This window comes from Pseudonocardia sulfidoxydans NBRC 16205, assembly GCF_007989085.1.
Taxonomy (GTDB): Bacteria; Actinomycetota; Actinomycetes; order Mycobacteriales; family Pseudonocardiaceae; genus Pseudonocardia; species Pseudonocardia sulfidoxydans.
Genome location: NZ_BJVJ01000120.1, coordinates 1 through 11,899 on the forward strand (window position 1 = coordinate 1; position 11,899 = coordinate 11,899).

Sequence of the window (11,899 nt, forward strand, 5' to 3'; positions counted from 1 at the left end):
GCGTCGATGCGGAAGGTCGGGCGCAACCCCACTGTCGCGAATCGGGGTCCGGAGGACCGTGAGGTTGCGCGCGGCTGGGTTGTGTCAGCGGGGCACGCGGACCAGTCCTCGGGGCGACGGTCGAGCGCAACCTCACGGTTCGTGGATCGGCGCGGGACGACAGTGAGGTTGCGCGCGGAAGGTCGGGTAGCTCCGCCGGTCAGGGCGCGGTGGGGGTGTAGCTGACCAGGCGGTCGGCGAGCCGGACGACGACCCGGCCGTCGCCCGAGACGGACAACCCACGCAGACCGCGGACCGCGACGACCTCGCCCGCACTGGTGCGGGCGTCGAACCGGCCGAGGTCGCCGATGCCACCGGCCCACACCGTGTCACCGTCGGCCACCAGGAAGCGTTGCGACGTGCCGGTCAGCCGGTCGGCGGCCCGCCGCCACAACTCTGTCCCGTCGGCGCCGTCGAGGCCGCGAAGGCCGGGGGAGACGAAATCGTTGGTGACGACGACCCCGCCCGCCAGCACTGATCCGCCGTCCGGGCCGCTGCCGTGCAGGGGCGCGGTCCAGCGCAGGCCACCCGCCCGGGCGTCGGCGACGTGCAGGGCGTCGGCGCGGAAGTCGGTGAGCACGGCGCTGCCCGCGTCGGCGGCGGCGACCGAGCCCTCGACCCCCAGCGCGGACGATGCACCCGTCGCGAGGTCGTAGCGGAGCCCGGCCCCGGTGAGCACGGCGTCACCGGCGGGGTGCAGATCGCGGGCGCGGCCCTCGACGTTCCAGCGTTCCTCACCGGAGACGGCGTCGACGGCGGCGATCCGTGGGCCGCCGTCGACGTCGGTCCAGGCGGTGACGGCGGTGGATCCGACCAGCGTGACCGGCGCCCAGGAGCTCGGTGCGAGTGCGGCCGGTGCGTCGACGGCGCCGAGGCCGGCGCAGAAGCGGTGGTCGCCGGTGGCGGCGTCGAGCCCGAAGACGCGCGCCTGGTCGGCGAGGGTGGCGCCCACGACGCGGCCGTCGGCGACCGCGATCCGCACCCCGGCGCCGGGGACGGCGACGCTCCAGCGCGGCACACCGGAGGCGGCGTCGTAGCCGGTGACGATCCCGCCGCCGCCCTCCCTGGCGGAGACGACGACGTCGGCCTCCGGGGAGGACACGACGTCGACGACACGGTCGGCAGCGACCATGTGGCCCGGGGTCAGACCGAGCGGGGACAGGTCAGGGGCCGAGGCGTCCGTCGTCGTCGAGGAGAAGGGCATGTCGGTCAGCGTGCAGTCGGGCCGCGTCCAGGCGACGACTCCGACGACCACCCCGGCGGCGACGAGCACGGCGACCAGCGCCGCCACCAGCCGTCTCCGCACGTCCTCGACCCTACGGTCCGGGCGATGGCGGTCCGAGACCGACCACGACGCGCAGTCCCCGCCCCGGCGACTCCAGCCGCAGCCCACCGCCGGACTGCTCGGCGGAGCGGCGCGCGATGTCGAGCCCCAGTCCCGTCGATCCGGCGCCGCTCACCCCGCGGCGCAGCGCGGGTGCATCCGCGGGGATGCCGGGGCCGTCGTCGGCGACGGTCAGCGTCGCGCCGCCACCGGGCTCCCCGACGAGCCGCACCGCGAACGACGTGCCGTCGGGGGTGTGGGCGAAGACGTTGCCCAGCAACGTGTCCACGACCGCCTCGAGGTCGCCGCGGGGGAGCGCGACGGGCAGCGGGCCGGGGGCCAGGTCGACGGTGACGTCGCGGTCGGTGTCCTCGGCGAGCACCGCCCAGAACGCGACCCGCTCGGCGACGACCGGCACGGCGTCGCACGCCGCGGGGGCGGCGCCGCGGCGACGGGCCTGTTCGATGGCCCCGGTGACGGCGCGCTGCACGGCGTCGACGCCGTCGCCGATGCGGGCGGCGTCGGCGGGCGGGAGGGACTCGGCGTCGAGTCGCAGCGAGGTGAGCGGGGTCCGCACGCGGTGGGCGAGGTCGGCGACTGTCTCGCGCTCCTCGCGCAGCAGGTCGGTGATGCGTGCGGCGAGTCCGTTGAGCGCCCCGGCGACGACGCCCAGCTCGGCGGGGGCGTCCGGGTCGGCGCGGGCGTCGAGATCGCCGCGGGCGAGGCGGTGCGACACGGCGGCGAGGTCGGTGGTGGCGTGGACGAGCCTGCGCGCCAACCGGTCGGCGAGCACGAGGCCGACGGCGAGCAGCGTGATCCCCAGCCCGGCCAGCAGCAGCCAGGAACGGCCGACGCCGCGGGTCAGGTCGGCGTCGGGGACGAAGGCGCGCACGGCCCCGCCGGCGCCGGTGGCGTCGCGGACGGCGACGACGATCTCCCGGCCCCCGGCGGCGTCGGTGGACGCGGAGACGCCGCGGGCGCCGAGCTCGACGAGCGGGGTGCGCGCGGCGGGGGTGCCGAGGACGGTCCCGTCGGGGAGGAAGAGGGTGACCTCGGCGGGGGTCGTCGCGTCGACCTGGCCGACGGCGAGCGCGAGGGCGTCGCGGCCCGCGGTGGCGACGAGCGGGCTGAGCGACTGGGCCTGCGCGGTGACGGTCGCGACGGCGCGATCCTGCGCGACGGTGCGCACCAGCAGTGCGAGCGGAACGAGGAACGCGACGAGGACGAGGGTTGTCGTCGCAGCGACGAGAACAAGGACGCGGCGGCGCACGGATCAGTCCGGGGCGCCCAGCCGCACCCCGACGCCCCGCACCGAGTGCAGGTAGCGCGGGGCCTGCGCGGTCTCGCCGAGCTTGCGGCGCAACCACGACAGGTGCACGTCGACCGTCTTGTCCGCGCCCCCGTAGGGCAGCCGCCACACCTCGGTGAGCAGCTCCCGCTTGGCGACGACCTCGCCCGCCCGTGCCGCGAGATAGTGCAGCAGATCGAACTCGCGCGGCGTCAGCTCCAGCGCGCGGTCGTCGAGCCGCGCCGTGCGCCCACGCGGGTCGACGACGAGCCCCCCGACCGTCACCGTCGGATCGACATCGGCCTCACCGCCGCGGCGCAGCACCGCGCGGATACGGGCGTCGAGCTGCGCGGAGCCGAAGGGCTTCACCAGGTAGTCGTCGGCCCCGGCGTCGAGGACCGCGACGATCTCGGCTTCGTCGTCACGCGCGGTGGCGACGATGACCGGGACCGCGCTGGCGCCGCGCAGCATCCGCAGCATCACGGTGCCGTCCAGATCCGGGAGGCCGAGGTCGAGCACGACGATGTCGGGCCGGTTGCCGACCGCCTGCTCCAGCCCCGCCATCGCGGTCGGCGCGGAGTCGACGGCGTGGCCGCGCTCGGAGAGCCCGCGCACGAGCGCACCGCGGATCGCGGCGTCGTCCTCCACGAGCAGTACCTGGGCCATGACCGCACCGTATGACACACGAGGTGTGTGCGAGGTACGTCCCGGGTGGACGTTGGCGTCGCCTTAGCGCTCCTTTAACCATGGCAGCGGGCATGCTCGTGGGGTGCGCCCCAGCCGAGCCCGATCCGCCGCCGCCGTCCTCGTCTGGGTGGTGGTGGCGGCCGGTGCGCTCGTCGTCGGCCTCACCGCGGTCGGTGCGGTCGGGTCCGGGATCACGGGGGAGGGGCTGCGCCCGCTGACGGCGGCGGAGATCGACACCCGCCTCGCCGCGCTGCCCGCCGCCTCCGCGCCCGGGCCGCCCGTGTCGTCGGCCCCGCCCACGACGGAGTCGCAGGCCGTCGTCGTCTCCGGTGCGCCGGGCGGCACGATCGTCGTGCGCTGCGAGGGGACGACGCCGCGGATCGTGTCGGCCAGCCCCGCGCAGGGCTTCGAGCTCACGGAGTCGGGTTCCGACGACGGTCGCCCCCGGGTGCGGTTCGAGGGCGACGACATCGAGGTCGACGTGCGGCTGACCTGCACGAACGGCGCACCCATGGGTGACGTGCGCGTCGAGCACGACGACTGAGGTCCACTCGCTGCCAGGATGGCCCCATGATCGGGGCCGGGCGGCACAACGACATCACCGACGTCGCGGGCATCCGCGTCGGGCACGCGCAGGTCGTGGGCGAGGGCGCGCTCAGCGGGACGACGGTGGTCCTCGCACCGCCCGGTGGCGCGTCGGCGGGAGTGGACGTTCGCGGCGCCGCGCCCGGCACCCGGGAGACCGACCTGCTCGATCCGCGCAACACCGTCGACAAGGTGCACGCGATCGTCCTCGGCGGTGGCAGCGCCTACGGTCTCGACGCCGCGGCGGGGGTGATGGCGCGGCTGGAGGAGGCGGGCGAGGGGTTCGCGGTGCCCGGCGGGGTCGTGCCGATCGTTCCCGCGGCGGTGCTGTTCGACCTCGGTCGCGGCGGCCGGTTCGGCGCACGACCCGGTGCGGCGCACGGCATCGCGGCGTTCGACGCGGCGTCCGACAGCCCGGTCCCGCAGGGTGTCGTCGGCGCAGGGACGGGAGCGGTCGCGGGCGGTCTGAAGGGTGGCATCGGCTCGGCCAGTGCAACGCTGCCCGACGGGACGACCGTCGCCGCCCTGATCGCGGTCAACGCCGTCGGCTCAGCCGCGGACGTGGAGACGGGTGCGCTGCACGGGGCCCGGCACGGCCTGCCCGGCGAGTTCGACCTGCCCGAGGTCCGGGAGCCGGGCGGCGTGGGTGCGGCGCTGGCCCGGCACGCCGGTGGCACCGCAGGCACGGCGACGACGATCGGCGTCGTCGCCACCGACGCGACCCTGGACAAGGCCGGCTGTGCGCGCCTCGCGACGATGGGCCACGACGGCCTGGCCCGCTCCCTGGCACCCGTGCACACGGTGATGGACGGCGACACGATCTTCGGCATGGCGACGGGCGCGCGCCGCGCCCCGGACATGCCGGGTCTGTTCGCGCTGCACGCGGCGGCAGCGGACGTCGTCGCGCGGGCGGTCGTGCACGCGATCCTGAACGCGACGAGCGTGCGGACTCCCGCGGGCACCTGGCCGTCGTACCGGGACGCCGTCGCGGGGCTGTGAGTGGCAATAGTCGCTATAGCGACTATTGCCACTCACAGGCTCAGCCCCCCGCGAACGGCGGGAGAACGTCGAGGATCGCGCCGTGGGGGACCGCGACGGAGGTGTCGCGGACCGCCACCTCGTCGAGCAGGTAGCTGCAGCGCAGCAGGACGCGGGCGAACTCGGCGTCGTGGGCGGCGCGCAGGGAGTCGAGCAGCTCGGCCACCGTCGCGCCTTCCGGTAGCTCGACGATGGTCGTCTCGGCGCCGGCCGCGGCCCGGGCCGCCGCGTAGAAGCGGACCGTCGTGGTGAGCGTCGTCGTTCCGGTCGTCACAGGACTCATCCTCCCTAGGAGCGCGCTGAACAACTCGGGCCTACTGCCCGCCTTGCGATGACACCATCTGGACGCCGCTCGCTACGGCTGGAGTTGTTCAGCACCCTCCTAGCCGCCGATCGCGCTCATCGGGCGGTCGGGCTGCAGGAAGCCCGGGTCGTCGATGCCGTGCCCGGCGAGCTTGCCCCACATGGCGTCGCGCCAGGTGTCGGCGATCTCGGCGTCGGTCGAGCCGCCGCGCAGCATGGCGCGCAGATCGGTCTCGGTGCGCGCGAACAGACACGAGCGGATCTGGCCGTCGGAGGTGAGCCGGGTGCGGTCGCAGGCGCCGCAGAACGGCCGCGTCACCGACGCGATGATGCCGACCATGGTCGGCCCACCGTCGACCACCCAGCGCTCGGCCGGGGCGGCGCCCCGGTGCGCGGGATCGGGCGTCAGCGTGAAGTGTTCCGACAGCGCGGCCATGATCTCGCCCGCGGTGACCATTTCGGTGCGTTCCCAGCCGTGCTGGGCGTCGAGGGGCATCTGCTCGATGAAGCGCAGCTCGAAGCCCTCGTCGAGGGCGAACCGCAGCAGGTCGACGGCCTCGTCGTCGTTCACCCCGCGCAACAGCACCGTGTTGATCTTGACGGGGGACAGGCCCGCGTCCCGGGCGGCGCGCATCCCGGCGAGGACGTCGTCGAACCGGTCGCGGCGGGTGATCGAGGCGAACCGGTCGGGGCGCAGGGTGTCGAGCGAGACGTTGAGCCGGTTGACCCCGGCCGCCGCCAGTGCCTCGGCGCGGCGCGCGAGGCCGACGCCGTTGGTGGTCAACGAGATGTCGGGGCGCGGCTGCAGCGCGGCGGACGCGGCGACGAGGCCCTCGAGTCCGCGGCGCAGCAGCGGCTCGCCGCCGGTGAACCGCAGCTCCTCGACGCCGAGGTCGCGGACGGCGATCGTGACCAGCCGCAGCAGCTCGTCGTCGGTGAGCTGCTCCTCGCGTGGCATCCAGTCGAGACCCTCGGCCGGCATGCAGTAGTGGCACCGCAGGTTGCAGCGGTCGGTCAGCGAGATGCGCAGGTCCGTCGCCACCCGGCCGAAGCTGTCGACGAGGCGGGCGTCAGCGGGGCGGGCGGGGTCTCGGGTGGTGGCCGTCCGCAGGGCGGGCAGGCCGAGCTCCGTTGCCGTCACGCCACGAGCGTAGCCATTCGGACAGCGCTGCATGCGGGTGCTGAGCTGCGGGAATTCGTGTCTCCGCAGGTGCGCCGCAGCAGGGCTGCATGATCCGCAGAATCGGATGTTCCCTCAGTGGTGAGAAGCCTCACCCGAGCCGCCGACCCTGATCGACGGGAGAGGTCGATCGACGCGGTGGCCGTCACCGAGGTCGTGAGTGGCAATAGTCGCCATGGCGACTATTGCCACTCACAGGGTTCTCACTCGTGGGCCGCCAGCTCCTGGCGTGCCACCGACCTCAGGTGCACCTCGTCGGGGCCGTCGGCGAAGCGCAGCGCGCGGGCCCACGTGTAGAAGTAGGCCAGCGGGAAGTCGTCGCTCATCCCCCCGGCGCCATGGATCTGCATGGCCCGGTCGATGACGGTGCACGCCATCCGCGGCACCGCCACCTTGATGGCCGCGATCTCGGTGGCCGCACCCTTCGACCCGTGCTCGTCGATCAGCCACGCCGTCTTGAGCACCAGCAGCCGCGCCTGCTCGATCTCGATGCGCGACAACGCGATCTGCTCGCGGACGACGCCCTGGTCGGCCAGCGGCCGGCCGAACGCGACGCGGTCGCGGGCCCGGCGGACCATCAGGTCGACGGCCCGCTCCGCCATGCCGATCAGCCGCATGCAGTGGTGGATGCGGCCCGGTCCCAGCCGGGCCTGGGCGATCGCGAAACCGCCGCCCTCCTCACCCAGCAGGTTCGACGCCGGCACGCGCACGTTGTCGAACGCGATCTCGGAGTGTCCGTGCTGGTCCTGGTAGCCGAACGTCGGCAGGTGCCGCAGTACCTGCATGCCGGGAGCGTCGCGTGGCACCAGGATCATCGACTGCTGGCGGTGCCGAGGGGCGTCCGGATCCGTCTTGCCCATGACGATGAAGACCTTGCAGCGCTCGTCGGCGGTCCCGGAGATCCACCACTTGCGGCCCGAGATCACGTAGTCGTCGCCGTCGCGGCGGATCCGCGTCTGCACGTTCGTCGCGTCCGACGACGCGACGTCGGGCTCGGTCATCGCGAACGCCGACCGGATCTCGCCCTCGAGCAGCGGTTCGAGCCACTGCTGCTTCTGCTCGGGCGTCCCGAACAGGTGCAACGTCTCCATGTTCCCGGTGTCGGGGGCCTGGCAGTTGATGGCCTCGGGGGCGATGACCGGCGACCAGCCGGACACCTCGGCGACCGCGGCGTACTCCAGATTGGACAGTCCGGAGATGCTGGGCAGGAACAGGTTCCACAGCCCGCGAGACCGGGCCTCGGTCTTGAGCTCCTCCAGGACCGGGGGCAGGTCCCACTCCTGGGGGGTGCCGCGGCGCTCGGCGCGCCAGGCGTCGTAGGTGGGCTCGGCGGGGAGCACCTTCTCGTCGAGGAACGCGCGCATCCGGCGGGTGTGGTCCGCGGCCGCGGCGCTGGGTTCGAAGTCCACGACCGCAGCCAATCACAGGTCCGGACGCCACCCTGGCGGTGCGCTCATCCGCGGAACTAAGATGCCGCGCGTGCCGCAGTTCAGGATTTCTGACGCCGCGCGTCTGCTCGGCGTCAGCGACGACACCGTCCGCCGCTGGGTGGACGCCGGCGCGCTGCCCGTGCAGCCCGACGCGTCGAACCGCAAAGTGATCGACGGCGCCGCGCTCGCCGAGTTCGCCCGCGAGCACGCCACCGCCACCCCGGACCCGTCCGAGGTTCAGCGCTCCGCGCGCAACCGCCTCGTCGGGCTCGTCACGTCGGTGGTCACCGACGCGGTCATGGCGCAGGTGGAGATGCAGTGCGGCCCGCACCGGGTCGTGTCCCTGATGAGCACGGAGGCGGTGAACGACCTCGGGCTGGTGCCGGGGGCGCTCGCGGTCGCGGTCGTCAAGTCGACCAACGTGGTCGTGGAAGTCCCGGGAGGACTCTCGTGAAGTGTCGTGCACTGCTCGGTCTGCTGGCCGGGCTCGCCCTGCTCCTCGCAGGGTGTGGTGGGAGCTCGGGCGCGGCGGACGCCGGGGGGTCGTCCGCCGCTGCCCAGCCCAAGACCCTGACCGTCCTCGCCGCCGCGTCGCTCACCGAGACCTTCGACGCGATGAAGGCCCGGTTCGAGACCGACAACCCCGGCGTGACCGTGCGCATCAGCTACGGCGGCTCGTCCGACCTCGCGTCCCAGATCGTCAACGGTGCCCCCGTCGACGTCTTCGCCTCCGCCAGCGACGCGACCATGAAGACCGTCACCGACAAGGACCTCACCACCGCCGCGCCGACGATCTTCGCGACGAACGTCCTGCAGATCGCCACGCAGCCCGGCAACCCCAAGGGCATCGCCTCGTTCGCCGATCTGGCAAAGCCCGACCTGAAGGTCGTCGTCTGCGCCCCGCAGGTCCCCTGTGGCGCCGCCGCGAAGAAGATCGAGACGGCCACCGGCGTCACGCTGACCCCGGTCAGCCAGGAGACCGACGTCAAGTCCGTCCTCGGCAAGGTCAGCACCGGCAACGCCGACGCCGGCCTCGTCTACGTCACCGACGTCACCGCCGCCAAGGACTCGGTGCAGGGCGTCACGTTCCCCGAAGCCCAGCAGGCCGCCACCAACTACCCGATCGCCGTCGTCAAGAACGCGCCGCAGGCCGACCTCGCCCAGAAGTGGATCGACATGGTCACCGGCGAGTTCGGGCAGAAGACGCTGAACGCGGCGGGCTTCGGCGCCGAGAAGTGACTGTCGCAACGGTGGCCAGGTGAGCGTCACCGACGACGCACCGCAGGCGCCCCCGACCGAGCGGAAGCGGGACCGACGCCACGAACGTGACGTCGCCCTGCCCCGCTGGATGTGGGTGCCCGCGGTCGTCGCGTTCCTCGTCATCGCCCTGCCGGTCGCCGGGCTCCTCATCGAGGCCGACTGGGCGCGCATGCCCGAACTGCTCACCAGCGAGGCCGCGCTCGCCGCGCTCCGCCTGTCACTGGAGACGGCCGCCGCGTCGACGGTGCTCTGCATCCTGCTCGGCGGCCCGCTCGCGGCCGTGCTCGCCCGCGGCAGGATGCCCGGACTGCGCACCCTGCGCTCGGTCGTGCTCCTGCCGCTCGTGCTGCCCCCGGTCGTCGGCGGACTCGCACTGCTCTACCTCGTCGGGGCCCGCGGGCTCGTCGGAGAGGCGCTGCGGCTCGGGTTCGGCGTCACCGTCCCCTTCACCACCGTCGCCGTGATCCTTGCGCAGACGTTCGTCGCCATGCCGTTCCTCGTCGTCAGCCTCGAAGGAGCGCTGCGGACCGCCGGGGAGCGCTACGAGGCCGTCGCCGCCACCCTCGGCGCCTCACCCGCGCTCACGTTCCGACGCGTCACCGTGCCGCTCGTGCTGCCCGGCCTCATGTCCGGCACCGTCCTCGCGTTCGCCCGCTGCCTCGGCGAGTTCGGCGCCACCATCACCTTCGCCGGCAACCTGCAGGGCACCACCCAGACCCTGCCGCTGCTCGTCTACCTCCAGCGCGAGACCGACGACGCCGGCGCCATCGCCCTGTCGCTGCTGCTCGTCGTCGTCGCGATCCTGGTCATCGCCTTCGCCCGGCCCCGCAACACGGAGGGCATCCGATGACGGGAGCCGCCCTCGCCGCGACCGTGCGGCTCGACCGGCCCGGCTTCTCCCTCGACGTGGCGATCGACGCCGCGCCCGGCGAGGTCGTCGCCGTCCTCGGGCCCAACGGCTCCGGGAAGTCCACGCTGCTCGGCGTCCTCTCCGGGCTCCTCGTGCCCGACTCCGGGCACGTCCGCGTCGGCGAGGAGACCGTCACCGACGTCGACGCCGGCATCTCCGTCCCGCCCCACCGCCGCGGCGTCGGGCTGCTCGCCCAGCAGGCGCTGCTCTTCCCGCACATGACGGCGCTCGCCAACGTCGCCTTCGGCCCCCGCGCCGCGGGCATCGCCAAACGCGACGCCGAGGCCCGCGCGCTCTCGCTCATCGCCGACGTCCTCCCCGGCCTCGACGCCGACGAGATGGCCCGCCGCCGCCCCTCCCAGATGTCCGGCGGGCAGCAACAGCGCGTCGCACTGGCCCGCGCCCTCGCGCCACGCCCCGGCCTCCTGCTGCTCGACGAGCCCCTCGCCGCCCTCGACGTCGACGCCACCCCCGCGATGCGCTCGCTGCTGCGCCGCGTCATCCGCGACGCCAAACAGACCGCGCTGCTGGTGACCCACTCCGCCCTCGACGCCCTCGTCCTCGCCGACCGCGTGGTCGTCCTCGACGCCGGGCGGATCGTCGAACAGGGGGCGACGCGGGAGGTCCTCACCAAGCCCCGCACCCCCTTCACCGCCCGCATCGCCGGCCTCGACCTCGTCCCCGGCACCGCCTGCACCGACGGGCTGCGCACCCACGACGGCACCCTCGTCAGCGGACTGTCCGCCGAACCACTCGTCGACGGCGACGCCGCAGTCGCGGTCTTCGCGCCGTCCGCCGTGTCGGTGTTCCGCGACCGTCCCGCGGGGAGCCCCCGCAACGCCCTGCGGGTGCGGCTCGCCGCGATCGAGCCGCAGGGCGACACCGTCCGCCTGCGCGCCTCCCCGCCCGCCGACGGCCCCGCCTGGCTCGACGGCCTCGCCGCCGACGTCACCCTCGCCGCCGCCGCGGAGCTCGCCGTCGAGCCCGGCGCCGAGCTCTGGTTCGCGGTCAAGGCCACCGAGGTCGCCGTCCACCCCGCCGCGAGCTGACCGTGTGCTTGCTGCGCGGGGGCGTACGCGACCGCTGACCCCGCCCCGCGGGGCCCGAGCCGGCCGCAACCTCACGGTCCTTACCGGTCGCCGACACGACGGTGAGGTTGCGCCCGGTTGGTCGCCCGCAACCTCACTGCTCTCCGGAGCCGCTGCGGCAACCGTTGCTGATCCGGTGCGGGGGGCGACCTATTCGTCGCTGCTCTCCGGAGCCGCATCGGCGGAGGCCGGTACCTCCGGCGGGTGATCCGCCGGCCGGCCTGGGGCTACCCCCGGTGATGCCGGGTGGGCACGGTGCGGAGCCGTCGTCGGCTGCAGGTCGTCCCGTTCGGGGTGCTCGTCCTTCCAGCGGCCACGCAAGGTGGCGAGCTCTGCCTGGTGAGCGGGTCGTCGCGGCCTCGGCGACGCTCCGTGTCGGAGGCATCCAACAACCCCAGAACGACTACTGAACGCGACCAGTGTGGTCAAACTTCTGCAACAACAACCTCACCTGTCTCGATCGTGTGGCTACCGGCGCGGTCCGTAGCTCCGTACGGTCACTTGACGTGACGCGCGTTGCCCTGAAGGTGCTCTCCGTGGTGCTGTTGCTCGTCGTCTTCGGCTCCATGACGGGAACCACCCCGTCCGAGTTGCCCGCACCGATCGTCGACGACGGTCCGGCGGTCGCCGGGGTCGCGGTCGTGCCCGGCGCCACGGACACGCCGGTGGCGGCGCTCCCCGCGAGCGCGCCCGTCACGACCCGGCCCGCGACCGCCCGCCCCGGCCGCGCCGGGGCCCCGGTCACCACGACGACCGCGCCGGCCGCC

12 protein-coding genes and 1 pseudogene are annotated in these 11,899 nt (G+C 74.0%); 7 read left to right on the plus strand and 6 right to left on the minus strand.

Annotation, left to right across the window (positions count from 1 at the left end; translation table 11 throughout):
* Nucleotides 1–199: 199 nt before the first annotated feature.
* From PSU4_RS29345 to PSU4_RS29355, 3 genes are read right to left on the minus strand one after another with little or no spacing between them, the layout of a single operon-like run.
* Entirely contained in the window at nucleotides 200–1,345 is a 1,146-nt protein-coding gene (locus PSU4_RS29345; RefSeq protein WP_147115677.1) for a PQQ-binding-like beta-propeller repeat protein, read from the minus strand.
* A 10-nt stretch (nucleotides 1,346–1,355) separates the two neighbouring features.
* Nucleotides 1,356–2,633 carry a sensor histidine kinase gene (locus PSU4_RS29350; protein WP_147115679.1) on the minus strand — a complete coding sequence of 426 codons (1,278 nt, stop codon included), beginning with the start codon at nucleotides 2,631–2,633 and terminating at the stop codon, nucleotides 1,356–1,358.
* Nucleotides 2,634–2,636: 3 nt separating this feature from the next.
* Complete coding sequence (locus PSU4_RS29355; protein ID WP_147115681.1) at nucleotides 2,637–3,317, minus strand: response regulator transcription factor; 681 nt, start codon at nucleotides 3,315–3,317, stop codon at nucleotides 2,637–2,639.
* 103 nt (nucleotides 3,318–3,420) lie between these two features.
* Between PSU4_RS29355 and PSU4_RS29360 the strand changes: the two genes are divergently transcribed.
* Nucleotides 3,421–3,882 carry a hypothetical protein gene (locus PSU4_RS29360; protein ID WP_147115683.1) on the plus strand — a complete coding sequence of 154 codons (462 nt, stop codon included), beginning with the start codon at nucleotides 3,421–3,423 and terminating at the stop codon, nucleotides 3,880–3,882.
* Nucleotides 3,883–3,908: 26 nt separating this feature from the next.
* The gene (locus PSU4_RS29365) at nucleotides 3,909–4,922 is read left to right on the plus strand and encodes a P1 family peptidase (protein WP_147115686.1); all 1,014 of its coding nucleotides are present in this window, start codon (nucleotides 3,909–3,911) and stop codon (nucleotides 4,920–4,922) included.
* A gap of 40 nt (nucleotides 4,923–4,962) precedes the next feature.
* On the opposite strand, the gene PSU4_RS29370 is transcribed toward PSU4_RS29365, so the two are convergent.
* The 3 genes from PSU4_RS29370 to PSU4_RS29380 all read right to left on the minus strand — a co-directional run bounded on the left by PSU4_RS29370 (nucleotide 4,963) and on the right by PSU4_RS29380 (nucleotide 7,853).
* Entirely contained in the window at nucleotides 4,963–5,244 is a 282-nt protein-coding gene (locus PSU4_RS29370; protein WP_147115688.1) for a MoaD/ThiS family protein, read from the minus strand.
* A gap of 99 nt (nucleotides 5,245–5,343) precedes the next feature.
* Nucleotides 5,344–6,405 (minus strand): GTP 3',8-cyclase MoaA, encoded by a 1,062-nt coding sequence (gene moaA / locus PSU4_RS29375; protein WP_186817253.1) that lies wholly within the window; start codon nucleotides 6,403–6,405, stop codon nucleotides 5,344–5,346.
* Nucleotides 6,406–6,647: 242 nt separating this feature from the next.
* A complete protein-coding gene (locus PSU4_RS29380; protein WP_147115692.1) occupies nucleotides 6,648–7,853 on the minus strand; it encodes an acyl-CoA dehydrogenase family protein in 1,206 nt (401 codons plus the stop codon).
* A gap of 70 nt (nucleotides 7,854–7,923) precedes the next feature.
* Between PSU4_RS29380 and PSU4_RS29385 the strand changes: the two genes are divergently transcribed.
* The 5 genes and pseudogenes from PSU4_RS29385 to PSU4_RS29405 form a co-directional block, all read left to right on the plus strand.
* A complete protein-coding gene (locus PSU4_RS29385; protein WP_147115695.1) occupies nucleotides 7,924–8,328 on the plus strand; it encodes a TOBE domain-containing protein in 405 nt (134 codons plus the stop codon).
* Entirely contained in the window at nucleotides 8,325–9,113 is a 789-nt protein-coding gene (gene modA, locus PSU4_RS29390; RefSeq protein ID WP_147115697.1) for a molybdate ABC transporter substrate-binding protein, read from the plus strand. The genes PSU4_RS29385 and modA overlap by 4 nt, the downstream gene beginning before the upstream one ends.
* Nucleotides 9,114–9,222: 109 nt before the next feature.
* Complete coding sequence (locus tag PSU4_RS29395) at nucleotides 9,223–9,984, plus strand: ABC transporter permease (protein WP_147115701.1); 762 nt, start codon at nucleotides 9,223–9,225, stop codon at nucleotides 9,982–9,984.
* Entirely contained in the window at nucleotides 9,981–11,093 is a 1,113-nt protein-coding gene (locus PSU4_RS29400) for a sulfate/molybdate ABC transporter ATP-binding protein (protein WP_147115699.1), read from the plus strand. Before PSU4_RS29395 ends, PSU4_RS29400 begins: the two co-directional genes overlap by 4 nt.
* A 545-nt stretch (nucleotides 11,094–11,638) precedes the next feature.
* Nucleotides 11,639–11,899, plus strand: a pseudogene (locus tag PSU4_RS29405) (hypothetical protein); the annotation flags it as partial.